Origin of the sequence: Kribbella yunnanensis, assembly GCF_039529655.1 — a bacterium.
GTDB lineage: Bacteria > Actinomycetota > Actinomycetes > Propionibacteriales > Kribbellaceae > Kribbella > Kribbella yunnanensis.
This window is the reverse complement of the sequence record NZ_BAAANF010000004.1, coordinates 158,181-182,211: the sequence shown is the minus strand read 5'-3', so window position 1 is coordinate 182,211 and position 24,031 is coordinate 158,181. Positions and strand designations below refer to the sequence as shown.

At 67.5% G+C, this 24,031-nt stretch carries 20 protein-coding genes; 7 read left to right on the top strand and 13 right to left on the bottom strand.

From position 1 onward, the window contains the following. Nucleotide 1: 1 nt before the first annotated feature. From kamE to kdd, 4 genes are read right to left on the bottom strand one after another with little or no spacing between them, the layout of a single operon-like run. Nucleotides 2-754, bottom strand: coding sequence for a lysine 5,6-aminomutase subunit beta (gene kamE, locus ABD231_RS07735; RefSeq protein WP_344147217.1), 753 nt, complete (start codon nucleotides 752-754; stop codon nucleotides 2-4). Further along, nucleotides 751-2,328: a lysine 5,6-aminomutase subunit alpha gene (gene kamD, locus ABD231_RS07730; RefSeq protein WP_344147214.1), complete on the bottom strand. Its 1,578-nt coding sequence runs from the start codon at nucleotides 2,326-2,328 to the stop codon at nucleotides 751-753. The genes kamE and kamD overlap by 4 nt, the downstream gene beginning before the upstream one ends. Continuing rightward, nucleotides 2,316-3,920, bottom strand: a complete 1,605-nt coding sequence (locus ABD231_RS07725; RefSeq protein ID WP_344147212.1) for an amidohydrolase — start codon at nucleotides 3,918-3,920, stop codon at nucleotides 2,316-2,318. Before ABD231_RS07725 ends, kamD begins: the two co-directional genes overlap by 13 nt. 3 nt (nucleotides 3,921-3,923) lie before the next feature. Continuing rightward, entirely contained in the window at nucleotides 3,924-4,967 is a 1,044-nt protein-coding gene (kdd, locus tag ABD231_RS07720) for an L-erythro-3,5-diaminohexanoate dehydrogenase (protein ID WP_344147210.1), read from the bottom strand. A gap of 142 nt (nucleotides 4,968-5,109) precedes the next feature. Here kdd and ABD231_RS07715 point away from each other — a divergent pair, with 142 nt between their 5' ends. Further along, nucleotides 5,110-6,576, top strand: coding sequence for a KamA family radical SAM protein (locus ABD231_RS07715; RefSeq protein ID WP_344147207.1), 1,467 nt, complete (start codon nucleotides 5,110-5,112; stop codon nucleotides 6,574-6,576). A 52-nt stretch (nucleotides 6,577-6,628) separates the two neighbouring features. On the opposite strand, the gene ABD231_RS07710 is transcribed toward ABD231_RS07715, so the two are convergent. Genes ABD231_RS07710 through ABD231_RS07700 form a run of 3 tightly spaced genes read right to left on the bottom strand, consistent with a single transcriptional unit; the run spans nucleotide 6,629 to nucleotide 9,686 of the window. Then, entirely contained in the window at nucleotides 6,629-7,684 is a 1,056-nt protein-coding gene (locus ABD231_RS07710; protein WP_344147204.1) for a Gfo/Idh/MocA family protein, read from the bottom strand. Nucleotides 7,685-7,686: 2 nt separating this feature from the next. Continuing rightward, nucleotides 7,687-8,532: a sugar phosphate isomerase/epimerase family protein gene (locus ABD231_RS07705; RefSeq protein ID WP_344147201.1), complete on the bottom strand. Its 846-nt coding sequence runs from the start codon at nucleotides 8,530-8,532 to the stop codon at nucleotides 7,687-7,689. Further along, nucleotides 8,529-9,686: an ROK family transcriptional regulator gene (locus tag ABD231_RS07700; RefSeq protein ID WP_344147198.1), complete on the bottom strand. Its 1,158-nt coding sequence runs from the start codon at nucleotides 9,684-9,686 to the stop codon at nucleotides 8,529-8,531. Before ABD231_RS07700 ends, ABD231_RS07705 begins: the two co-directional genes overlap by 4 nt. 215 nt (nucleotides 9,687-9,901) lie before the next feature. Here ABD231_RS07700 and ABD231_RS07695 point away from each other — a divergent pair, with 215 nt between their 5' ends. Then, nucleotides 9,902-12,346, top strand: coding sequence for a YfhO family protein (locus ABD231_RS07695; protein ID WP_344147196.1), 2,445 nt, complete (start codon nucleotides 9,902-9,904; stop codon nucleotides 12,344-12,346). Here ABD231_RS07695 and ABD231_RS07690 read toward each other — a convergent pair. Further along, nucleotides 12,323-12,988 (bottom strand): HAD family hydrolase, encoded by a 666-nt coding sequence (locus ABD231_RS07690; RefSeq protein WP_344147193.1) that lies wholly within the window; start codon nucleotides 12,986-12,988, stop codon nucleotides 12,323-12,325. The genes ABD231_RS07695 and ABD231_RS07690 overlap by 24 nt on opposite strands. 67 nt (nucleotides 12,989-13,055) lie before the next feature. Here ABD231_RS07690 and ABD231_RS07685 point away from each other — a divergent pair, with 67 nt between their 5' ends. Further along, nucleotides 13,056-13,187 carry a hypothetical protein gene (locus ABD231_RS07685; protein ID WP_344147190.1) on the top strand — a complete coding sequence of 44 codons (132 nt, stop codon included), beginning with the start codon at nucleotides 13,056-13,058 and terminating at the stop codon, nucleotides 13,185-13,187. On the opposite strand, the gene ABD231_RS07680 is transcribed toward ABD231_RS07685, so the two are convergent. After that, a complete protein-coding gene (locus tag ABD231_RS07680) occupies nucleotides 13,184-13,624 on the bottom strand; it encodes an Lrp/AsnC family transcriptional regulator (RefSeq protein ID WP_344147187.1) in 441 nt (146 codons plus the stop codon). The genes ABD231_RS07685 and ABD231_RS07680 overlap by 4 nt on opposite strands. Before the next feature lie 83 nt (nucleotides 13,625-13,707). On the opposite strand from ABD231_RS07680, the gene ABD231_RS07675 reads away from it, so the two are divergent. Genes ABD231_RS07675 through ABD231_RS07665 form a run of 3 tightly spaced genes read left to right on the top strand, consistent with a single transcriptional unit; the run spans nucleotide 13,708 to nucleotide 16,701 of the window. Then, nucleotides 13,708-14,628 carry a 5'-3' exonuclease gene (locus ABD231_RS07675; protein ID WP_344147848.1) on the top strand — a complete coding sequence of 307 codons (921 nt, stop codon included), beginning with the start codon at nucleotides 13,708-13,710 and terminating at the stop codon, nucleotides 14,626-14,628. Next, entirely contained in the window at nucleotides 14,625-15,824 is a 1,200-nt protein-coding gene (locus tag ABD231_RS07670) for a M20 metallopeptidase family protein (RefSeq protein ID WP_344147184.1), read from the top strand. Before ABD231_RS07675 ends, ABD231_RS07670 begins: the two co-directional genes overlap by 4 nt. Nucleotides 15,825-15,873: 49 nt before the next feature. Next, nucleotides 15,874-16,701 carry an alpha/beta fold hydrolase gene (locus tag ABD231_RS07665; RefSeq protein WP_344147181.1) on the top strand — a complete coding sequence of 276 codons (828 nt, stop codon included), beginning with the start codon at nucleotides 15,874-15,876 and terminating at the stop codon, nucleotides 16,699-16,701. 73 nt (nucleotides 16,702-16,774) lie between these two features. Here ABD231_RS07665 and ABD231_RS07660 read toward each other — a convergent pair whose 3' ends face one another. Genes ABD231_RS07660 through ABD231_RS07645 form a run of 4 tightly spaced genes read right to left on the bottom strand, consistent with a single transcriptional unit; the run spans nucleotide 16,775 to nucleotide 21,933 of the window. Then, on the bottom strand, nucleotides 16,775-18,799 hold the full coding sequence (locus ABD231_RS07660; RefSeq protein ID WP_344147178.1) for an ABC transporter ATP-binding protein: 2,025 nt from the start codon (nucleotides 18,797-18,799) through the stop codon (nucleotides 16,775-16,777). Then, nucleotides 18,796-20,529, bottom strand: a complete 1,734-nt coding sequence (locus tag ABD231_RS07655; RefSeq protein WP_344147175.1) for an ABC transporter ATP-binding protein — start codon at nucleotides 20,527-20,529, stop codon at nucleotides 18,796-18,798. Before ABD231_RS07655 ends, ABD231_RS07660 begins: the two co-directional genes overlap by 4 nt. A gap of 3 nt (nucleotides 20,530-20,532) precedes the next feature. After that, nucleotides 20,533-21,132 (bottom strand): TetR/AcrR family transcriptional regulator, encoded by a 600-nt coding sequence (locus ABD231_RS07650; RefSeq protein WP_344147173.1) that lies wholly within the window; start codon nucleotides 21,130-21,132, stop codon nucleotides 20,533-20,535. 42 nt (nucleotides 21,133-21,174) lie between these two features. Further along, nucleotides 21,175-21,933 (bottom strand): TetR/AcrR family transcriptional regulator, encoded by a 759-nt coding sequence (locus ABD231_RS07645; protein WP_344147171.1) that lies wholly within the window; start codon nucleotides 21,931-21,933, stop codon nucleotides 21,175-21,177. Nucleotides 21,934-22,109: 176 nt separating this feature from the next. On the opposite strand from ABD231_RS07645, the gene ABD231_RS07640 reads away from it, so the two are divergent. Further along, nucleotides 22,110-23,996, top strand: a complete 1,887-nt coding sequence (locus ABD231_RS07640) for an ABC transporter ATP-binding protein (protein ID WP_344147845.1) — start codon at nucleotides 22,110-22,112, stop codon at nucleotides 23,994-23,996. Nucleotides 23,997-24,031 lie beyond the last annotated feature (35 nt).

The following is a 24,031-nucleotide window of genomic DNA, read 5'->3' as shown; positions in this document are numbered from 1 at the left end:
TTTATGCACTCCGCTTCACAGGTTGACGTTTGGTGACGAGGGCATCGACCAGGTAGCTGGCCACTTCGCCCGGTGTGGTGCCGCGCCCGAACACCCGGTCGACGCCGAGCTCACCAGCCATCTGCTCGGTGAAACGGGGGCCACCGGCAACCAACACCGGTCGCGCGTTCTCGGCGTACGCCTCGCGGAACGCCGCCGACATCTCCTTGGTGTTCAGCACATGCGCCTCGCGCTGCGTGACCACCTGCGAGACCAGGATCGCGTCGGCCTTCTCGGCCTTGGCCCGCCGGACCAGCTCCGGTACGGCGACCTGGGCGCCGAGGTTCACGACCTTCAGCTCGCGGTAGTACTCCAGGCCCTTCTCCCCCGCGAACCCCTTGATGTTCATGATCGCGTCGATGCCGACGGTGTGTGCGTCGGTACCGATACAGGCGCCGACGATGGTGAGCCGCCGGCGCAGGTGCTTGCGGACCGACAGGTTCACCTCCTTGGGCGAGAGCAGCGGGTAGTCGCGCTCGATCACCTCGACCTTGTCGGTGTCGACCAGGTGGTTGACCGGGCCGTAGACGACGAAGAAGGTGAAGTCCGGTCCCATCGGCTTGGCGTGGACGACGAGCGCCGGGTCCATACCCATCTTGTTCGCGAGCTGGATCGCGGCACCCTCAGCGCGCTTGTCATGCGGGATCGGCAGCGTGAACGACATCTGCACCATCCCGTCCCCGGTGGTGTCTCCGTACGGCCGGATGATGCTCACTGCGCCTCCTCGAGGAGTTCGATGGCCGGGTTGTAGTACTCACTCGAACGCCGAGCCACACCGTCGAGACCGCGACCCGCGTCCTGCGGGCGCTTCATCAGGCCGAAGGTGCCGTCGCCGATCGCGTTCAGCAGACCGTCGTCGACGATCTCCTCCAGCAGGTCGACCGACTCCCCCAGCACCTGGCGGGCGCGGTTCGCGATGAAGCCGTCCGGTGCGGGGTGGAAGTCCTCGTGAAGGTTGCCGGCGGCACCCAACACGTAGCGGACGTTCTGCAGGGCCAGGTCGCGGTCGGAGATCCATGGCGTCACGACCGCCTCGGTCATCATGCCGACCAGCAGAATGCCCTGCCCGGTCATCGCGCCGACCAGGTTGAAGAAACCGTCCAGCAGGTAGCCGCGGAACACGTCGCCGGTCATGTGCCGGGTCGGCGGCATCCACTTCAGCGGCGCGTCCGGGAACAACTGCCGGGCGAGCATCGCGTGCGCCAGCTCCATCCGGAACGAGTCCGGGATCTCCGGGGTGATCTCGAACGCGTGCCCGAGCCCGAGCTGCCAGTCCTCAAGCCCGGCCTCCTTGGCGAAGTACTCGTTCAGCAACTGCGAGACCGTCACCGTGTGCGCGGCCTCGACCGCGTCGGCCGTGGTCAGGTAGTTGTCCTCGCCGGTGTTGATGATGATCCCGGCGCGGGCGTGGATCTGCCGACTGAACCGCTGGTCGACGAAGGTGCGGATCGGGTTGATGTCGCGGAACAGGATCCCGTACATCGAATCGTTCAGCATCATGTCGAGCCGCTGCAGACCGGCCAGCGTCGCGATCTCCGGCATGCACAGGCCGGACGCGTAGTTGGTCAGCCGGATGTAGCGGCCGAGTTCGCGAGACGACTCGTCGAGCGCTGCGCGCATCAGGCGGAAGTTCTCCTGGGTCGCGTACGTCCCGGCGAACCCTTCGCGGGTCGCGCCCTCGGGCACGTAGTCCAGCAGCGACTGCCCGGTCGACCGGATCACCGCGATGATGTCCGCGCCGGCCCGGGCCGCGGCCTGGGCCTGCGGGATGTCCTCGTAGATGTCGCCGGTGGCAACGATCAGGTAGATCCACGGCCGCTGCTCGGGATCACCGTGCTTCTTGATCAGCCGGTCGCGTTCCCGCCGCCGCCCGTCGATCAGCTTCAGTCCACCGGCCGCGGCCTTCCGCGCCGCGGCTCTCGCTCGTACGGCGTCGCGGCCCTCGGGCAGGCGGAACGTCACCGAACCCGAGGCCGCTTTCTGTGCGAGCACGCTCAGGTCCTCGGCCTCGCCACGCAGCAACGCGTCCCAGACCGGCAGCGCGAACCCGTGCTCCAGCCCGACATCCGCCCGGACGGTGTCCGCCAGGCGGTTCACCCACGGGATGCCTTCCGAGTCCGCGCCGGCCAATCCGGCCAACCGCAGTACGGCGCGCTCGACTGAGACCGTCGTGTGCTGCTTGGCCAGGTTGACGATCGGCCGCCCGGCCTTGCGAGCCAGACTGCGAGCCTTCCGGACGGTGACCGGATCGAGGTCGAGCTTCTTCACCGCACGTGTCACTGGGTCCATCCTTCGGAGTCGTACACGATGCGACCGCCGACCGCGGTCCGCAAACAAGTGGGCACTGGCGAGCCCTCGGACAGATCAGGCAGCACCGGTACGCCGGCGCGCGGGTCGGTCGACCACGCCGCGACCCGCTGATCCGGGGTCTGGACGACGAGGTCGGCCTCGCTCTGCCAGATCGCGTACGTCGCCGGCATATTCGGCGCGAGCACCCCCGCATCGTCGATACCCGCCGCCCGCCAGCCGCCCCGGGTATGCGCCTGGAACGCGGCTCGCACGGTGATGCGCTCGTCCGGGTTGTGGTGGAACGCTGCCGCCCGTACGGCGTCCCACGGGCCGAGCTCCGTCACCGGCGAGTCCGAACCGAACGCCAGTACGACGCCAGCCCGGGCCAGCGACGCGAACGGGTTCATCCCCTGCCAGCGGTCGCCGACACGCTCGGCGTACATGTCGTCCGGGCCGCCCCACAGTCCGTCGAACATCGGCTGCACGCTCGCAGCGACGCCGTACCGGGCGAAGGTCGCGATCGCCTCCGGGCTCGGCATCTCGACGTGCTCGAGCCGATGCCGTACGGCGACGAGCGCCTGCGCACCGACCTTCTCGGCGGCGAGCTCGAACCCGCGCGCGATGTTGTCGAGAGCCTGGTCGCCGATGCAGTGGAACCCGGCCTGGATCTCCCGCTCGGTGCACGCGATGACGTGCTCGGCGATCTGCTCAGGCGTCAGGTAGGCGTGCCCACGGTGGTCGGTCTGGTCCGCATACGCCTCGCGCAGAGCCGCAGTCCGCGACCCGAGTGCGCCGTCAGCGTTCAAGTCCCCGGCCAGCCCAACGACGCCGTACTCGTCAAGCACCTCGAACACGCCGGGCTCACCCCAGTACAAAGTGGAGTGCAAGCCGATCTCGTCGGCCGCCTGTCGCACGAGCGGAAGCTCCCACCGCGGCCCGATGTGGGGAGCCGCCATCTCATGGAAGGCTCCAATGCCTTGTGAAGCCATTGCCTGGACGGCAGTACGAGCATCCTTCAGTACGTCTTGCTCAGTGGTGACACTTTCAGACAACGCATCCCGTACGGCGTGGTTCGCGGCTCGCTCGACGCGCCCGCTCTCGTCGTACCCCTCACGGCTCGCAAGCCCCGGGACCGCCGCGACCAGCGCGGACGACACCACACCCGAGTGACCGTCCACCCGCGACAGGTACACCGGGCGACCACCCGCAGCGCGGTCGAGCTCGGCGGCGGTCGGCGGGCGGTGCTCGGGCCAGCGGGTCTCGTCCCAGTTCGAACCCTCGATGACTGCGCCCGCCGGCAGGTCAGCCGCGTGAGCCGCCAGCCGGTCGAGCGCTTCGGTCAAGGTCCGGGCGCCGGTCAGGTCGAGGCCGTTGAGGAGGAAGCCGGTGCCGACCGTGTGGACATGGGCGTCGACGAAGGCGGGGGTGACGAGCTTGCCGTTGAGGTCGATCACCTCGTCGGCACCGTTGGCGTACGAGGTGGCTCCGGTGTCGTCGCCGAGCCACGTCACCACCCCGTCGTCGAAGGCGATAGCGGTGGCATGCGGGTCGGCGGGCGAGTAGACGGAACCGTTCGTCAGAAGTGTGCGCACGGGCTAATCCTCGTCCAGCCTGCTCTCGAACAGACCGCGGACACCCGGCTCGTTCCGCAACAACTGCAAGGCGTAGTCCGCGTGACCGGGCACATACCCGTTCCCCACGAGCATCGTCACGTCCGCCGCCAACCCCTCCGCACCCAGCGCAGCAGCCGAGAACGACGTCGCCATCGAGAAGAAGATGACCGTCCCGCCCGCAGCCGTCGACAGTACGGCGCCATGCTCGCACCCGGGGACATCGACGCACACGACCGTGATGTCAGCCGGTCCCCCGGCTGCCTCGACCACCGCGTTCAAAGCGACCGGATCCCGCGCATCGGCGAGGGCGACGACATCAGCCAGACCAGCCGCGTTCAACGTGTCGGCCTCGTGCTGAACCGGCACGATCCCGATCGTCCGAGCAGCACCGGCGTCACGAGCAGCCGCCAGCGACAGCGAGCCGGATTTACCTGCGCCGCCAATTACTGACACGACAGGCTTAGTGCCTTTGTCGACATACGAGCGGACCACGCGCGCGGTCAGCGCCGGCGCTCCACACACATCCATCACCGCCAGCGACAACTCCGGCCGCAGGTCATCCGGCAACTTCGCGACGATCGAGCGGGCGAAAAGAATCGCGTGCCCGGCCGCCGGAACCTGCTCCCCTTGCCCATCCCAGCCTTCTAGCCCGTCGGTGATTGCCAGCGGAGTCAGCGTCAGCGACACGAGAGTAGCGACCCGATCACCCACCGCGAGCCCCAGCGGCGACTCTGGTCCGACCTCGTCCACGACACCGACCAGCATCCCGCCCGAGCCGGTCACCGGGTTCTGCATCTTGCCGCGAGCCTCGACGATCTCGAGCACCGCGCGGCGGATGGCATCACCATCGCCGTCATGAGCCCCGGACAGCTGCCGGTACGACGCTGCGTCCAGGTTCAGCCGCTCGATCGCGATCCGGACCTCGTCCGGCCAGATCTCGGCGCGCGCATCCAACCGCTCGGCGGCTTGCGGCAACACGCCGTACGGGGTGATCACGCGGTGTAGTCCTACCGGGCTCGACGGCACCTGTCCTCCTCTGAACGGTCGGGCAAAATACTACTGAAAGATCAGTGTGACGAGAATTCTTACGGCGTACTGTTGCTTCTAGGGGAAGTTCTATCGCTATCCTCACATCTGACCACATCGCGCGGAAACCCCCGGAGGACTCGTGACCGACCTGATCAGCCCGGCTGACCTGATCGACCCCGACGGTGCTGCGGGCCAGCCCTACGCCTATCGGCGGGCCGAGCTCGTGGAGCCGGACTGGACCCGGCTGCCCGGCTGGAAGGCCGTCACGGCCGAGGAGTGGCGCTCGGTGCAGTGGCAGCGTTCGCACTGCGTGAAGAACGTCAAGCAGCTGCGCGACGTGATGGGCGACCTGGTCGACGAGCGGTTCTACGAGGACCTCACCCGGGACCAGGCCGAGCGCGCGACGATGTCGATGTTGCTCCCGCCGCAGATGCTGAACACGATCGTTCCGAACGGCGCGGCCGACTACACCGAGGCGTTCTACGCCGACCCGGTGCGCCGCTACATGCTGCCGGTCTTCACGGACCGCCGCAGCGACTGGCCGTCGCACCCGCATGCGACGCGCGACTCGCTGCACGAGCACGAGATGTGGGCCACGGAGGGGTTGACCCACCGATACCCGACCAAGGTCCTTGCCGAGCTGCTGCCGACGTGTCCGCAGTACTGCGGTCACTGCACTCGGATGGACCTGGTCGGGAATTCGACCCCGGTCATCGACAAGCTGAAGTTCGTCACCAAGCCGGGTCAGCGGGTCGAGGACATGCTCGACTACCTGCGCCGTACGCCGGGTGTGCGTGACGTCGTCGTCTCCGGCGGCGACGTGGCGAACATGCCTTGGCCGCGGCTCGAGTCCTTCCTGACCAGCCTGCTCGACATCGAGAACATCCGCGACATCCGCTTGGCCACCAAGGCGCTGATGGGCATGCCGCAGCACTGGCTGTCCGATGACGTCCGGGCCGGCGTCGAGCGGGTCGCGACGCTGGGCCGCGAGCGTGGCGTGATGATCGCGATGCACACCCACGTGAACGCAGCCCAGTCCGTCACCCCATTGGTGGCCGAGGCAACCAAGGCGATGTTCGAGGCCGGCCTGCGCGACGTCCGCAACCAGGGCGTCCTGATGCGCGGCGTGAACGACTCGATCCCCGAGCTGCTGGACCTCTGCTTCGCACTGCTCGACGGAGCGACCATCACGCCGTACTACTTCTACATGTGCGACATGATCCCGTTCTCCGAGCACTGGCGCGTCTCGGTCAAGGAAGCCCAGCACCTGCAGCACGGCATCCTCGGCTACCTCCCCGGCTTCGCCACCCCGCGCATCGTCTGCGACGTCCCGTACGTCGGCAAGCGCTGGGTGCACCAACTGTCGGAGTACGACGAGGTCCGCGGCATCTCGTACTGGAAGAAGAACTACCGCACCGGTATCGAGCAGCAGGACCCGGAAGCGCTGAACCGCACCTACGAGTACTACGACCCGATCGACACCCTCCCCGCCGAGGGCCAGGCCTGGTGGAACCAGCACGCCGGCAACTCCCTCGCCGAAGCCGAGTCCCGCGCCGCCGCCTCCCGCGAAGCAGCCGAAGCCCAGAAGCTCCTCCCGCTGATCTGACTCGCCTTCGGTGCCATCAATGCAGGGGGTGGCACCGAAGGCGTTCTCTTCGTCAGTGGATGATCTTCACCTCTGATCCCGTAGCCGCCGACTCGTAGATGGCGGTCAGCATGCGCGCCATTTCGAGGCCGTGTTCGGCGGGGGCGTCGGCGGGGATCTCGCGGCGGCAGATGCGCAGGAAGTTCTCGATCTGGTTCGCGAACCCGACGGTGAAGTCGAAGCCGAGGGAGTCGATCTGCGGCTCGATGTGCAGCAGGGTGTCGTGGCGTTCGGTGACCATGTGCAGGGCCGGCTCGATCTCCACACCGCCCTTCTCGCCGAACAACTGCACGGCGGTCTCGTTGCGGGTGTGCAGCGAGTAGGAGACGTCGACGTTCAGTACGGCGCCACCGTCGAACCGGATCTGCGCGGTGGCGTAGTCCTCGACGTTGTTGACGCGGGTGGCCGAGGCCGCGCGGTAGCGCGACAGGTTCTGAATGTTGTCCCGGGCACCGATCGGGTCGAAGGTCGCGCCCGACACGGCGACTGCGGCCGGCTGACCCATGAGGTACCAACAGAGGTCTACGACGTGTACGCCGAGGTCGATCAGCGGTCCGCCGCCGGCCACGTCCTTGTCGCCGAACCAGCCGCCGGGATTACCGGCGGTGCGCAGGATCGTCGTACGGGCGGCATAGATCTTGCCGAACTCGTCCTCGTCCAGGAACCGCTTCGCGACCAGGGCGTTCGGCGCATACCGCCGTACATAGCCGATCTGGAGGGCCTGGCCGGTCTCGGTGGTTGCCTTGACCAACGACTCGGCCTCGGCGACGGACACGCTCATCGGCTTCTCGACGAGCACGTCCTTGCCGGCGCGCAGAGCGGCCTCGGCGATCTGGGCGTGCAGGTTGTTCGGGACACAGATGCTGACGGCATCGATCTCGGAGTCCGCGAGGATCTCGTCGACGTTGCCGGTCGCGCGCGGTACGCCGAACTGTTCGGCGCGCTGCTTGACCCGCTCGATGTCGATGTCGCAGAGCGCGACCACCTCGGCGCCGGGGTTCTTCTGGTAGGCCTTCACGTGTTCCTGGGCGATCGTGCCCAGGCCGATCACGGCAATCTTGGTGGTCATGGTCAGGAGGCTCCTTCGGCCAGTGCGAGGACGTTCTTGAGGCCGAGCTCGACCGCGCCGGGAGCCGCTTCGAGTCCTTCGAACTCGAGGGTGACGGGCAGGTCGGGCTTGGTGGCGACGAGTGCGAGCAGGGCGCGCAGGTCGAGGTCGCCGTGGCCCGGGATGGTGCCGAGCAGGTAGTCGCCGGCCAGGGTCTTCAGCCAGCCGTCGCTGGGGATCGAGCGGCGGATGTGGAAGTCCTTGACGTGCGCGGCGGCCGCGACATCGAGGAGACCGGACACGGTCCGGCCGGGGACCTCGCCGACGCAGAGGCCGTTGCCGAGGTCGAGGGTGACGCGGAAGTTCGGGCGGCCAACAGCGTGCACCAGGCGGGCGATCCGCTCGTGTCCGTTCATGGACATGCCGTGGTTCTCGACCGTGGTGGTGATGCCGAGTTCGGCTGCGTGGTCGGCGATGACCTGGGCGCCCTCGACCAGCTGCGGGAAGACCTTTTCGAACTCGGCCTGGTTCGCCTCGCGCCAACCCCACGGCAGGACGTCGTGACGGAACAGCCGCGCGCCGAGCCGGTGCCCGACGTCCACGTGCCGGCGGACGCGGTCGATCTCGCTGCTGTCGCCTTCGCGGAAGTCGGCGCCGATCAGGTAGTTCAGGATCGGGACACCGCGGTCGCCCGCGGCCTTCACCACGGTCTCGACCAGCTTGTCGTCGGTCAGCAGGTCATCGCCGAGGGCGGCGATCTCCAGGTGCTCGGCCGGGGAGGCCGCCACCCAGTCCACGACCCCGACCAGGTCCATCTCGCCGCGGGCCATGAGCTTGCTGAAGCTGTACGAACTGACTCCCAGTTTCACTGGTAGTTCCTCTCTTCGTCATGCGTGAGCTTGTGCCAGGGACTCGGATAGTTCCGGACGCCGTAGATGGCGGGGCCGAACCGGTCGAACGCGTGACCGGCTGCCCCCAGCACCGCTGCCTCACGGCCCAAGGCAGCGGCGACGAACGGCGATCGCTCCGGAACGACGAGTTCCTTCGCGACAGCTGCTTCCAGCGGGCGGAGTAGCGCCGTACTCTCGGCGGCGCCGCCGCAGCGCACGACGACGACATCGGGGTCGACGACCAGCAGTACCGTCGCGATCCGGCCGGCGATCTGCCCGCAGAAATCCTTGATCTCGGCCTTGGCGTCGGCATCACCGGTGGCGGCTGCCTGCAGCACGGCCTCTCCGGTCGGGTGTGACGTCCAGACGAGTTGGCCGCGTTGCGCGTTGCGGGTCCAGCGCATGCCGCGCTGGGCGCCGAGCTCGCCGGCCAGGCGATGGCTTCCTTGCCGGATCTCCTCGTCGAGGACGATCGACAGCGAGAGCCGGTTGCCGACTTGCAGATAGAGAACGTCGGAGTGCCCGCGGCCGGCGCCACCGCGCTGCTCGGCCAGGGCCGCGAGTTTGATGTCGTTGTCGACGGTGACCAGGCAGTCGAGCTCGGTCGCGACGGTTGCTGCGATCGGCTCACCGACCACCTCTGGCAGCACGAGGCTGGCTCGCAGGCGACCGCTCTCCTCAACGACACCGGGCAGTGCGACTCCGACGGCGCGCAGCCGGTCGAGATCGGTCCCGGACTCTTTGGCCGCGGCCTCGACCGCGTTCCGTACGACGTCGACAGTGCTTTTGTTGCGAGCGAGCTCGGCGTACCCGAGCCTGTCCCCCGCAAGGTCGCAGAGCACCGCCCGCACGCCTCGCGGCCCGATGTCGACGCCGGCGACGAGACCGGCTTCGCGGACGAACCGGAACGATCTCGCTGGTCGTCCGGGTCCGGCGGACGCGGCGTTGCTGGGCTCGACGAGTCCGGCTTCGACGAGATCGTCGAGTACGGCGTGCACCGTCGGACGGGACAACCCCGTCTCGGCGGCGATCACGCCGACCGTCTGCGCGACCCCGGCCTCGGCCAGCCATCGCAGGCAGGCGACCTGGTTCGCGGACCGCTCGGCATGAGCGGCCCCAGGAGCAGTCTCCATCGACCCCAACCAATTATCTAACCGGCTTTAATAACCACGCTAGTCGACCGTCTCTGGTCCTGACAAGCATCCTGGAAACGTCACGGAGAGCGATCTCCCGGGCACCCGGCGGCAGGCTCAACCGAGCGGCTGCGATCACTTCCGTGGCTCCTGCAACCTCTCGGTGCCTCCATTGCATTTGTCTGGCACAAGGCGATCGAGGGGGATCTTTGAGGATGCGGGCCCGGCGCTACTGGCCAGCCATGGTTGCGGGTGCTGCGGCCTCCGCCACGTTCGTCCTCAGCGGGATCATCCGCGGAACTTACCCGTTCGGCGATCGGACCCGCAGTACCAACGACCTCGGTCAGCAGTTCATCCCGATGGCCGCGCACCTGCGCGACGTCGTCACCGGCCAGGCCGCGGGCGATCTGGTGTTCAACTGGCAGAGCGGTTTCGGCGTACCGTTCATCGGCGACTTCATGGCGTACGTCGGTTCCACGCTCTCCTGGATCGCGTTCGTCCTGCCGCGCGACCGGATCGACCTCGCCCTGTTCCTGATCGCCACGGCCGCGATCGGCATCGGGGCCGGCGCGATGACGGCGTACTTGCGGATGATCCGGCCGAGCGGGCCGGTCTGGATCGCGGTGACGGCCGGGACGTCGTACGGCGCCTGTTCGTGGTCGATCGACGATGCGGCGTACATGACCATCTGGCTGAGTGGGATGGTCGCGTTCCCGGTGTTGTGTCTGCTGTGCGAGTGGATCCTGCAGAAGCGGTCGATCGTCGCGATGGTGGTCACGCCGATCGTCGTCGCGCTGCTGTGGACCTCGCATTTCTACACGGTGTACATGGCAACGATCGGGGCCGGGATCGTCACCCTGGCACGTCTCCTGACGACCTCATCGACCTGGCGGGATCGGCTGACCGGCGGCGTGCGATGTGTCGTAGCGGTTGCCTTGGGCATCGGTCTGGCGGCGCCGTTGCTGGTGCCGACGTTCGCTCTGGTGCAGGCTGCGACGCCGAGTCCGCCGCAGGAGTTCCAGCGGGCCGGGATGCGGGAGTTCCTGTCGCGGCTGCTGGCCGGCACTGAGGGTGTCGGCACTAGCCCGAGCTTCGCCGTGGGTACTGTGATGCTGCTGCTCGCGTTGAGCTTCCCGTTCAACCGGGCGATCGCGGTACGACAGCGGCTGGTCTGGACGCTGACGGTTGTGCTGACCGTGGTCAGCATGCAGGTGACGTTCACGCATCGGGCTTGGCACGGGTTCGATACGCCCCAAGGCAGTTCGTACCGGCAGGCCTTCGTGATCGCGGGGATGCTCGTGATCCTCGGCTGGATGTCCGCGAGTGAGATCACGAGATCGCGCTCTCTCGTGATCTCTCTCACTCCCCCGGTGCTCGTTCTCGGGCTTTACGTGTGGACGCGAGACGTCGGGCACATCACGCCGACCACGCGCGTCGTCGTACCGGTGTTGATCGGTGTCGCGGTGGTGGCTTGGTGGTTCAGTCGCTCACCTGGACGGTTGCGGTGGGGTGCGGTCGCGGTTCTGATCGCCGCTGTGCTGGCGGAGGTGACGGCGTCGTCGGTGGCCATCGATGCCGCTCGGTACCCGCGGCTGTCGAATGCGGCGTTCTGGGGTGCTGATCACGAGCAGGTGCGGTCGCTAGTGCAGTCGATGGATGACTGGCCGCGGCATCGGACATCGCCGGGGCAGTCGCTGACGTTCAACGATCCGATGCTGGTGGGTGGGCAGGGATCGCAGTACTACTCGAGCACCATCCCTCACACGACCACGCGCGCGTTGATCGCGCTGGGATTCGGTTACACGTCGTACGGACGCGCTCTCTATGATCCTGAGAACCCCGTCGTCGACGCCGTCTTCGCGATCCGCGGCCGTGTGCTCCGCGGTCCGAAGCTGGTAACGCAGGACGCGGTGGCGCCGCTGGTCACGATCCGCCCTGCTTCCCCGTGGAAGTCGTCTGATCCCGGTCCGTACGGCGTTCAGGAAACCGCTCTCGGAGCCGACGTCTACACCGTGCCTCCGGTGTCCCCGCTGAAGATCGAACCTGGCGCCACTGCGAGTCTCGTCGCCTCGTGCCAGCCTGGTGCCGAGGTCTACCTCACCGCGCCCCAGTACGTCGACCTCTTGATCGACGGGACCTGGAAACCGACCCTGCGCGACCGGCGCCCTGGTATCTACAGCGGCGCTCCCGTGACCAGGGTCGGCACAGCCGACACCAGCGGCAACGTCCGCGTCGACATCAAGGCGCACCAGCGGACCACCATTCCCAGCGGCGCCCTGGCCTGCCTAGACCGTGCTCGCCTGACCGCCGCCGTACGCGACCTCACGGAATCCGCGCCGGGAGTCGTAGACGTCGGCGGCCACAACATCCGCATCCAGCGCCTACCGGGCCGCGCTGCAACAGTCACCGTCGCCGTCATCAGCATCAAGGGCTGGCGCTGCAGCGTCGACGGCAGACCAACCACCCCGATCAACCACGCCGGTCTCCTGACCGTCGCCGTAGGACCACGCGCCTCCGAGATCGCCTGCACCTACCGCCCACCCGGTACCCGCCTCGGCCTGGCAGCCGGCGCAGGCTCCCTCGCGGCCCTGCTGCTCTTCATAGCCCTCCTCACCTGGCACCGACGGCGAGCCGCCTCACGCCACGATGAGAGCAGGTAGCTCGGCAAACGTGTTGATGGTTTCACCAGGCCAAGCCGGGTGGCTGTTGGAGTGCTCCAGCGTGCGGATCGTATGCATACCGAGCGCCGCCGCAGCCGACAACTCGTTGTCCCGCCCATCGCCGACGTAAACGCATTCGGAGGGCGCAACACCGAGCGCCATACACGCGGCGAGGTAAATGGCCGGCTCGGGCTTGGCCGCACCAAGCTCAGACGAGAAGGCCGTCGTGTCGAAGTACGGCGCGAGCGGGCTGTCGCCCCACTGCAGCTGAGTCTCCGTGGTGATGTTGCTGACCAACCCGATCCGCCACCCCTCAGCACGCAACTTCGCCAGCGTCCCAAGAGTCGCCGCCGGCGGCCCCTGCATCAGCCGCCGAGTAAGCCCGCGCCGAAGATTAGTTGCCTCCAGCACCTGCTCGTCACTGGGATCCCCACCGGCCCGCTCAGCAATCAACCGAACGGTCGTCTCCAGGTCGCCGTACACGCCGGTAAACCGCTCATAAGCAGCCGCATCGAACTCCCGAACAAACCGAGCCGCATCCACCCCCAGCACCCGAGCCATCGCCTCATTCAGCACCCCCCGCTCGGCATCCCCACCCGGAATCAACGTGCTGAACAAATCACTCAAAAGCACCCGACGCATCCCCAGACCCTACGTCACCTCCCCACCCCCGCCGCCCCCACCGCACGCGCCCGTCCACCCCGTCATCATGGCGTGGCACCTGCGCACGGTCCTCGCGGATGCGCTCTGGCGGTCCGAGGCCGGCGTTCCGCTCCCCGACCACCGGAGCGCCGACGAATGGGTCGACGATCTCGGCGACCGGTCCGCGCGGGATCGTTAGAGCGCTGGGGGGCGGCGTTCGTATGGGGTGCTGAGGACGATGGTTGTGGTGGTGGAGACGTTGGCGCGGGCCCGGATGACGGCGAGGAGGTTCTCGAGGGCCGCGGGTGAGGCTACGCGGACGATCAGGACGTAGCTGGAGTCGCCGGCGACCGAGTAGCAGGACTCGATCTCGCGGACGTCGCGGAGGCGTTCGGGTGAGTCGTCGGGCTGGGAGGGGTCGATCGGGCGGATCGCGATCAGGGCGCTGAGCGGCAGGTCGAGGGCAGTGTGGTCGATCAGGGCGGCGTACCCCTGGATGATGCCGCGCTGCTCGAGGCGCTTCACCCGCTGGTGCACCGCAGAGGTGGACAGGCCGGTGGCCTTGCCCAGGTCGGTGAAACTCATCCTGCCGTCGGATGCGAGCAGGCCGACGATCTTGCGGTCCAGGTCCTCCATCCTGGAGACCCTACTGCCGCGAGACCCCGGCATGAAAGCATCCCCTCATGGCTGAGATGGATCCTGGGACAGGACAGCGGCTGATGCTGCTCGACACCGCCTCGTTGTACTTCCGCGCGTTCTTCGGCGTGCCGGACACGATGAAGGCCGCCGACGGTACGCCGACGAACGCGATCCGCGGGCTGCTGGACTTCATCGCCCGCCTGGTCGAGAACCACCGTCCGACCCATCTGGTCGCCTGCTGGGACGACAACTGGCGGCCGTCGTGGCGGGTCGCCCTGATTCCGTCGTACAAGGCGCAGCGGGTGGAGTACGTGTCGCCGAAGGGTGATCAGGTCGAGGACGTTCCGGACCGCCTGGAGGTGCAGGTGCCGTACATCCGCGCCTGCCTGGACGCGCTCGGGATCGCGATCGTCGGCGCGGCCGACCATGAGGCCGATGACGTGATCGGAACGCTGTCGCACCAGGCGCAGATGCCGGTCGATGTGGTGACCGGTGACCGGGACCTGTTCCAGCTGATCGACGACAGCCGTGGCGTGCGGGTCGTCTACACCGCGGCCAAGGGGGTCGGGCGGGCCGAGGTGTACGACGAGAAGGCGCTGCTCGCGAAGTACGAGATCCCCGCGAACCGGTACGCCGACTTCGCGACTCTGCGCGGTGACGCCTCCGATGGGCTGCCCGGCGTCAAGGGGGTGGGCGAGAAGACGGCCGCGTCGCTGATCACGGCGTACGGGGATCTGGACAGTATCCGCGCGGCCGCTGCCGACCCCAGTACGCCGATGTCGGCGTCGGTGAAGCGGAAGATCCTGGACGCGGCCGACTACCTCGATGTCGCGCCGAAGGTGGTCGCGGTCGCCAAGGACGCGCCGGTGACCGTCGCGAACTTCTCGATCCCGCGGCAGGTGCAGGACCCCGAGCGCTGGCTGGACCTGGTCGAGCTGCTGGAGCTGGGCAGCAGCGCCCAGCGGGTGATGACCGCCCTCAACCTCGGCCCGAAGTCGTGACGGCCACTCAGGATCTCGCCCGGAGTTTCGGCGACGAGATCATCGCCCTGCGCCGCGCCCTGCACCAGGTGCCGGAGTACGACCTCGATTTGCCGAAGAGTCAGCAGCTCATCCTCGACGCGCTCGCCGGTCTGCCGCTCGAGATTACGCTCGGCAAGGAGCTGTCCTCGGTCACCGCCGTACTGCGAGGAGGCGGCGGTCCCGGACCAGTCGTCCTGCTCCGCGGCGACATGGACGCATTGCCGGTCACCGAACGCGTCGACGTACCGTATGTGTCGCAGCACCCAGGCATGATGCACGCCTGCGGCCACGACCTGCATGTGGCCGGCCTGGTCGGCGCCGCGAAGGTCCTGTCGGCGATGCAGGCTGAGCTGACCGGTGACGTGGTCTTCATGTTCCAGCCCGGCGAGGAGACCAGCGGCGGCGCGCCGATCATGATCCGCGAGGGCGTCCTCGACGCCGCGGGTCGGCGGGCGGATGCCGCCTACGGCCTGCACGTCGGTTCCGCGGTGCAGCCGCTGGGGATGTGGAGCAGCCGGCCCGGTTCGTTCATGGCCGCGGCCGATCAGCTCCACGTGCGTGTCGTCGGCGCGGGGACGCATGGGTCGACGCCGTTCCGCGGCAAGGACCCGATTCCGGTGGCCTGCGAGATGGTGACCGCGCTGCAGACGATGATCACGCGGCAGTTCGATGTGTTCGATCCGGTGGTGCTGACCGTCGGGCGGATCGCGGGCGGTACGAAGGAGAACATCATTCCGGACGACGCGTTCTTCGACGCGACCGTGCGGACGTTCTCGGAGGAGACCCGGGCCAAGATTCAGCAGACGTCGACGCAGCTGGTCGAGTCGATGGCGGCCGCGCACGGGCTGGTCGCGGAGGTCGAGTACCTGATCGGCTACCCCGTCACCGTCAACAACCCCGACGAATTCGCCTTCGCCCGCGACACCATCATCGACCTCTTCGGCGCCGACCGCTTCCGCGAACGCGCCCACCCGCGCTGCGGCGCCGAGGACTTCTCCTACGTCCTCAACGAGGTCCCCGGCGTCTACGTCAACCTCAGTGCCTGCCGCTCCGCCGAACCCGACAAGGCGGCCGACAACCACTCCCCCTTGGCCGACTTCGACGACTCCGTCCTCCCCGACGCCGCAGCCCTGCTGGCCGAACTCGCCGTACGGCGTCTGGCCCGCGGCATCTAGGGAATCTTCCCGATGCGCGCCTGCCCCGTGGGCGTCCACACTGCGGGGCATGCGCGGACATTACGTCGAGGTCTCTGAGGGCTACCTCTACTGCGAACAGCACGGCGATGGCGGCCCCGACGTCGTCCTCCTGAACGGCGGCCTGGCCGACACGCGGATGTGGGATTCGACCGTCCCGTGGCTGGCCAAGTTCGCCCGCGTGACCACCTGGGACTACCGCGACAACGGCCTGTCATCCGTGTCGTGCGGCCCGTACGACGAGATCGCGGACCTGCTCGCCGTACTGGATGCCGGCGAGATCGACCGCGCCGTCCTGATCGGTTCGTCGGACGGCGGTCGTCGCGCCCTCGCGTTCGCACACCGACACCCCGAACGCGTGGAACGGGTGTGCGCGCTAGCGCCGTCGTTCGGTGAGTTCCCCGACCCGACGCCCGAGGAGGAGGCCGCCCGCGTCATCATGCGAACCCACTTCGCCGAGATCGCCGACCTCCTCGAAACCGAAGGCATCCCCGCCGCAGCCGCCCACGACATCGACGGCTGGTGCCCCCAAGTCACCGAACCCGACCGCCGCCTACTCACCGCCCTGGCCGTCGCGAACGCGCGCATCCTGACCATGCCGGTAGCCCACAACCAAGAACTGGACCCACCCATCAAAACCCGCTTCGCCGAACTACAACCCCCGATCCACGTCCTAGTCGGCAAACACGACTTCCAAGGCACCCAACTCTGGGCCCACCGCCTAGCCGCCCAGGCCCCCACCGCCACCCTGTCGGTCCTCCCCCACGCCGACCACATGCCCATGTTCTCCGCCCCCGCCGCCTTCCGCGAATGGATCACTCACCACGCGAATGCAGCGGCGTACCAAGCCATGAGCTAGTTCTTGCACGGGCCGGACGCGTCGCGCCGTTCATGACTCCGGTTGGTCATGAACGGCGAGAGCGCGTCGGTCCTCAGCTGCGGAGGGCTCCTGCTGGGCCTGCGGGGACGGGGGCGGCGTCTATGTCGGCTACGGCGCCGCTGAACTGGGCGTTGTAGAGGCGGGCGTAGGCGCCGTCGATGGCTAGGAGTTCTCGGTGGTTGCCTTGTTCGACGATGGCTCCGTTCTCCATGACCAGGATCAGGTTGGCGTCGCGGATGGTGGAGAGGCGGTGGGCGATGACGAAGCTGGTTCGGTCGGAGCGGAGGGCGGCCATGGCCCTTTGGACCAGGACTTCGGTGCGGGTGTCGACCGAGCTGGTGGCTTCGTCGAGGATCAGCAGTTGGGGGTCGGCCAGGAAGGCGCGAGCGATGGTGAGCAACTGCTTCTCGCCGGCGCTGACGTTGCTGCCTTCCTCGTCGATCACCGTGGCGTAGCCGTCGGGGAGGCTGTGGACGAAACGGTCGACGTACGTCGCTTTGGCGGCCGCGAGCATGTCGTCCTCGGTGGCGTTGAGGTTGCCGTAGAGGATGTTGTCGCGGATGGTGCCGCCGAAGAGCCAGGTGTCTTGGAGGACCATGCCGATGCGCGAGCGGAGGTCGTGGCGGGTCAGCTCGGTGATGTCGACACCGTCGAGGGTGATGCGGCCGCCGTTCAGCTCGTAGAAGCGCATGATCAGGTTGACCAGGGTGGTCTTGCCGGCGCCGGTGGGGCCGACGATTGCGACTGTCATGCCGGGTTCGGCGACGAGGCTCAGGTCGGTGATCAGCGGTGACTCGGGGTTGTAGGAGAACGAGACGTGCTCGAACTCGACCCTGCCGCGGGCCTGTGTGACGGTCTCCGGGGTTGCGTCCTCCGGCACCTGCTCCTCGGCGTCGAGGACCTCGAAGACGCGCTCGGCCGAAGCGACGCCCGACTGCAGCAGGTTCGCCATCGAGGCGACCTGAGTCAGCGGCTGGGTGAACTGGCGTGAGTACTGGATGAACGCCTGCACGTCACCCAGCGACAGCTGGCCGGACGCAACCCGAAGACCACCGACGACCGCGATCACCACGTAGTTCAGGTTCCCGACGAACATCATCAGCGGCATGATCAGACCGGAGATGAACTGCGCCCCGAACGCGGCCTGGTACAGCTCGTCGTTCTTCACCTTGAACGACGCCTCGATCTCCTTCTGCCGGCCGAAGACCTTCACCAGCTCGTGCCCGGTGAACGCCTCCTCGATCTGGCCGTTCAGCGCGCCGGTGTGCCGCCACTGGGCGACGAACTTCGCCTGCGACCGCTTCGCGATCACCGCGGTGACGATCATCGAGATCGGGATCGACACCAGCGCGATCAGCGCCAGCAACGGCGAGACCACGAACATCATGGTCAGTACGCCGATCACCGTCAGCAGCGAGGTGAGCAGCTGGCTCAGCGTCTGCTGGAGACTGGTCGAAATGTTGTCGATGTCGTTGGTGACCCGGCTCAGCAGCTCACCGCGCGGCGCACCGTCGAAGTAGCTCAGCGGTAGCCGGTTCAGCTTGTCCTCGACCTCGGACCGCAGGTCGAACACGGTCCGCTGGACGACGCCGTTCAGGATGTAGCCCTGCATCCAGGACAGGAAGAACGCACCGATGTAGAGCGCCAGCACCAGCATCAAAACGTTGCGCAGGGCATCGAAGTCGATCCCCATCCCCGGGATCAGGTCGACACCTTGCAGCAGGTCGGCGAGCCGGCCGTTGCCGGAGGCACGGGTCTGCTCGATGACCTGCTCTTTGGTCATTCCACTCGGGAACCTCTTGCCGATGAAACCGGCGAAGATGATGTCAGTCGCGCGACCGAGGATCTTCGGCCCCAGCACCGCCAGGCCGACGCTGAAGATCGCCAGTACGACGACGCCGGACACCTTCAGGCGGTGTGGGCGCAGCCGCTTCAGCAGCCGCTTGGCCGACGGACCGAAGTTCATCGACTTGTCCCCCGGGATACCTCCCGGAGGCCCGAACGCCCGGCCGGTATTCGGCCGATCGGTCGCCTTCACAGTCTGCTTCCCCTCAGGGACAGCCGCTTCCTCGCTCATGCTGCCTCCTCCGCAGAACGCTGGGACTCGACGATCTCGACGTACGTCGGACAGGTGTCGAGCAGCTCGTCATGCCGGCCCTTGCCGACGATCGCGCCGTCCTCGATCACGATGATCTGGTCGGCGTCGACGATCGTGGAGACGCGTTGCGCCACGATCACCACACACGCCTCCCGGGTCTCCGGCCGCAGTGCCGCCCGCAGGCGGGCATCGGTGGCCAGGTCGAGTGCCGAGAACGAGTCGTCGAACAGATAGATCTCGGGTTTACGAACGAGCGCCCGCGCGATCGCCAGCCGCTGCCGCTGACCACCGGACACGTTCGTACCGCCTTGGGCGATCGGCGACTCCAGTCCCGCCGGCATCGCCTCGACGAAGCCCTTGCCCTGGGCAATCTCCAGCGCAGCCCACAACTCTTCGTCGGTCGCCTCCGGATTGCCGTACCGCAGGTTGCTCGCGACCGTCCCGGAGAACAAGTACGGACGCTGCGGCACCAACCCGATGCGCTCCCAGAGCGCCTCCGGCTCGATCTCCCGTACGTCGATCCCGTCGACCAGCACCCGGCCTTCGGTGGCATCCATCAACCGCGGTACCAGCGAGAGCAGCGTCGTCTTACCGGCGCCGGTGCTCCCGATGATCGCGGTCGTCTGCCCCGGCGATGCCACGAAACTGATGTCACGCAGTACCGGCTCGGCCGCGCCCGGGAACTTGAACGAGGCGTGCTCGAGACTCAGCTGACCGCGTCCGGTGAACGACTTGATCGGCGTGGCCGGCGGACGCACCGACGAATCGGTCTGCAGCACCTCGGAGATCCGGTCCGCACAGACCGAGGCCCGCGGCACCATGATCATCACGAAGGTCGCCATCATCACCGAGAACAGGATCTGGATCAGGTAGCTCAGGAAGGCCGTCAGTTCGCCGACCTCCATCGCGCCGCTCTCCACGCGGGAGGCGCCGAACCAGAGCACCGCGATACTCGACACGTTCAGGATCAGCATCACGACCGGGAAGACCAGGGCCATCAGCCGGCCGGCCCGCGTCGCGGAGTCGGTCAGATCCGCATTGGCCGAGGCAAAACGCTTGGTCTCGTGCGGTTCGCGGACGAACGCCCGGACCACCCGAATACCAGTGATCTGCTCACGCAGCACGCGGTTCACACCGTCGACGTACTTCTGCATGCGCTGGAACTGCGGCACCATCCGGCTCGCGATCAGCCCGATCGATGCTGCCAGCAGCGGCACCGCGACGGCGACCAGCCAGGCCAGACCGGCCTCCTCACGGATGGCCATGAACAGACCGCCGACCATCGTGATCGGTGCGGCGACCAGCATCGTGCAGGTGGTGACGACGAGCATCTGCACCTGGGTGACGTCGTTCGTGCTGCGCGAGATCAGTGTCGGCGCGCCGAACTGGTTCACCTCACGCGCGGAGAACTCGCCGACCCGGTGGAACACCGCGGCCCGGACGTCACGCCCGAACAGCGCGGCCGTCTTGGCCCCGTAGTACACCGCGACGACCGTACAGAGAATCTGGATCAGGCTGACACCGAGCATCCAGCCCCCGGTGCTCATGATGTAACCGGTGTCCCCCTTGGCCACGCCGTTGTCGATGATGTCGGCGTTCAAGCTGGGGAGGTAGAGGGAGGCGATCGTCCCGACCAGTTGCAGGACGACCACCAGGGACAGGTATCCCGCGTACGGACGCAGGTGCGTACGCAAGAGTCGAACTAACATCGATCATCCCCTGAGTGGTGTGCGGACACCGTCGAGCGCGAAGTCGACGATCTCCTCGGCGGTCAGCACCTGGCCGCCGGAAATCATTGGGTGGGTCGCGGAGAAGGTGATCATGTGCAGCCGGCGCACGACCTCCTCGGGCGAGAAGCGCAACTGGTCCGCGTCCGGGCGCAGCAGGTCGGCGAAGGCAAGGTTCACCAGATCGGACTGCCGCTTACGCCGTGCCTCGTCCATCGGCGTCTGCAGCTTCGGGTCCGGCGGCCGGGCGATCCGCATCGCGAACATCAACCGGAACACCCCGCGCAGCCGCCGCTGGCCGACCTCGACCGCGGCGATCATCCGCTCCCGCAGCGGCAGCGCCGGGTCGACGGCCAGCAGTTCCTCGAGCAGGCCGCTGCTGTCGAAGGCCTTGGCCATCGCCGCGTCGATCAGCGACTCTTTGCTGCCGAACGCGCGGAAGATCGTCCCCTCGGCGATCCCCGCCGCCTCGGCGATCTGCTTGGTACTCACGTCCGATCCGTGCTCCTCGAGCAACGGCAAAGCCGCCGCGATGATCGCGGCCCGGCGCTCGTCCGGCGGCAAAGGCGTAGCTCGTGGTGTCACCCGAACGACATTAACTGAGTGAGTACTCACTCACAACTGTATTTACGAGCGATCTTCCACGAGCGCCGCGACCCCGTCGAGCAGCCGGGCCAGGCCGTACTCGAAAGCGTGATCCGAGTCGTACGGCGCGTCGAATTCCTCCCCGACCGTACTTCCGACCCGCGTCGACAGCGGGTAGCTGTCGATGTCGGCGATCCGGTCCAAATGCGGCACATGCGCCAGCCACCACTGCTTGTCGGTCATCCCCGAGTGCTGGATGACCTGCCGCGCCTCGACCGCCGCCCGGACCGCGCCATGCACATAGCCGTTGATCAGCGCGACCGTCGCATCCATCTCGACATCGGTCAACCCGATCCCCTCGACCGCGGCCAGCTCGTACTCGTACTTCGCCATGACCTGCGGACCGAGTGGCGGCCGGCTGACGGCGACCTGAAGCATCCAGGGGTGCTTCAGGTAGAGCTCCCGATTCTCCCGAGCCACCTCGTCGAGCTTGGCGCGCCAGTCTCCCGGTACGACGCGCTTCGATAGCTCGCCGTACACGGTGTCGAGCATGACGTCGAGGAGCTCGCCCTTGCCGGGGATGTAGCGGTACAGCGTCATCGCGCCGGCGCCGAGCTCATCGGCGACCCGGCGCATCGACATCGCGGCAATCCCCTCCGCGTCGGCGATCCGGAGCGCGGCTTCCACGATGCCCTCGACGGTCAGGGCCGGCTTCGGGCCGCGGGTGGGCTGCGGGCGTCGGCGCCAGAGCAGTTCCAGGCTCTTCGCCGGATCCCCGCTCCCGCTGTACTCCTGGCTCATGTGCGTGATTCTCCCGGACCGGATAGTCTAAGCTATTCTTCGTACACTGTACTCAGTTCGATCGGAGATTGACCTCAAGGTTTGTTGAGGTCATACGGTCGGAAACTGTCGGTGAGGTACGGAATCATCGACTCACCCGATCGACCGATGCTGTGGAGCCCGCTGTGAGTATGGAAATGACCGCGTGGAACTCGCTGTACCACGCCATGCACGCCTCAGACGACCGACGCCCGTTCTCCAAGGAGACCCTGCTCCGGATCCTCGCGTTCGCGCGCCCGCACAAGCGGCAGCTGATCTCGTTCCTCGTGCTCAGCGTCGGCGCGGCGGTGCTCGCGGTCGCGACGCCGGTGCTGGCCGGCCGCGTGGTCGACGCCATCGTCGATCACCAGGCCGTCGGGACAGTGCTGCGCCTGGCCGTGCTGATCGCGGTGATCGCGGTGGCGGAGGCCGGGATCAGCATGCTCACCCGCTGGCTGTCGTCCCGGATCGGTGAAGGGCTGATCCTCGATCTCCGGACTGCGGTCTTCGACCACATCCAGAAGATGCCGATCGCCTTCTTCACCCGCACGCGGACCGGCGCGCTCGTCTCCCGGCTGAACAACGACGTCATCGGCGCGCAGCGCGCGTTCAGCGACACGCTGTCCGGCGTGGTGAGCAATCTGGTCATGCTGGCGCTGACCCTCGTCGTGATGCTGCGCGTCTCGTGGCAGATCACGCTGCTCGCGCTGGTGATCCTGCCGATCTTCGTGATTCCGGCCCGGCGTGTCGGCAGCCGGCTGGCCGCACTCGAGCGCGAGGCGGCCAACTACAACGCCACCATGAGCACGCAGATGACCGAGCGGTTCTCGGCGCCTGGTGCGACCCTGGTGAAGTTGTTCGGGCGACCGGCACGCGAGTCGGCGGAGTTCGCGTCGCGGGCTCGTCGGGTGCGCGACATCGGCGTGCGGACCGCGATGGTGCAGTGGATCTTCGTCACCTCGTTGACGCTGGTGTCCGCACTGGCGCTCGCCGTGGTCTACGGACTGGGCGGCTTCTACGCGCTGCGCGACCAGCTCGATGCCGGCGCCGTGGTCGCGATGGCACTGCTACTCACCCGTCTCTACGCGCCGCTCACCGCACTGGCGAGCGCGCGACTCGAGGTGATGACCGCACTCGTCAGCTTCGAGCGGGTCTTCGAGGTGCTCGACCTCAAACCGCTCATCCAAGACAAGCCGGACGCCGGCAAGGTCCCCGAGGGCCCGGTCTCGGTCGAGTTCAGCAACGTGCACTTCGCGTATCCGTCGGCCGACAAGGTCTCGCTCGCCTCACTCGAAGAGGTCGCGAAGCTCGACACCCGCGGTGGGGTCGAGGTCCTGCACGACATGACGTTCCGGGCCGAGCCCGGTCAGATGGTCGCACTGGTCGGTTCCTCGGGTGCGGGCAAGTCGACGATCGCCCAGCTCATCCCCCGGCTGTACGACGTGGATTCGGGGTCGGTGCGGTTGGCGGATGTCGACGTACGGGATGTGTCGGCCGAGTCGTTGCGGGAGACGCTCGGCATGGTCACCCAGGACGGTCACCTCTTCCACGACTCGATCCGCGAGAACCTGCTGCTCGCGCGTCCCGAGGCGACCGAGGACGAACTGTGGGATTCGCTGCGGCGGGCCCGGCTCGAGGACCTGATCCGGTCGCTGCCCGACGACCTCGACACCGTCGTGGGTGAGCGCGGCTACCGGCTCTCCGGTGGCGAGCGGCAGCGGTTGACGATCGCGCGCCTGCTGCTGGCTCAGCCGCGGGTCGTCATCCTCGACGAGGCGACCGCAGCACTGGACTCCACCAACGAGGCCGCGGTCCAGGCTGCGCTGACCGAGGCGCTCGCCGGACGTACGGCGGTCGTCATCGCGCACCGCCTCTCGACCATCCGCGCCGCCGACCAGATCCTCGTGATCGAGGACGGCCGCATCGTCGAGCAAGGTACGCACACCAGCCTGCTCGCGGCCGGTGGCCGTTACGAAGAGCTCTACCGAACTCAGTTCGAGCAGCCCGGCGCCGGGCCGAGCGACGCGGAGGTGCTCACGGTCTGACATAGCTGCGGTGACGGGGTCAAGGCTGTCGGGAC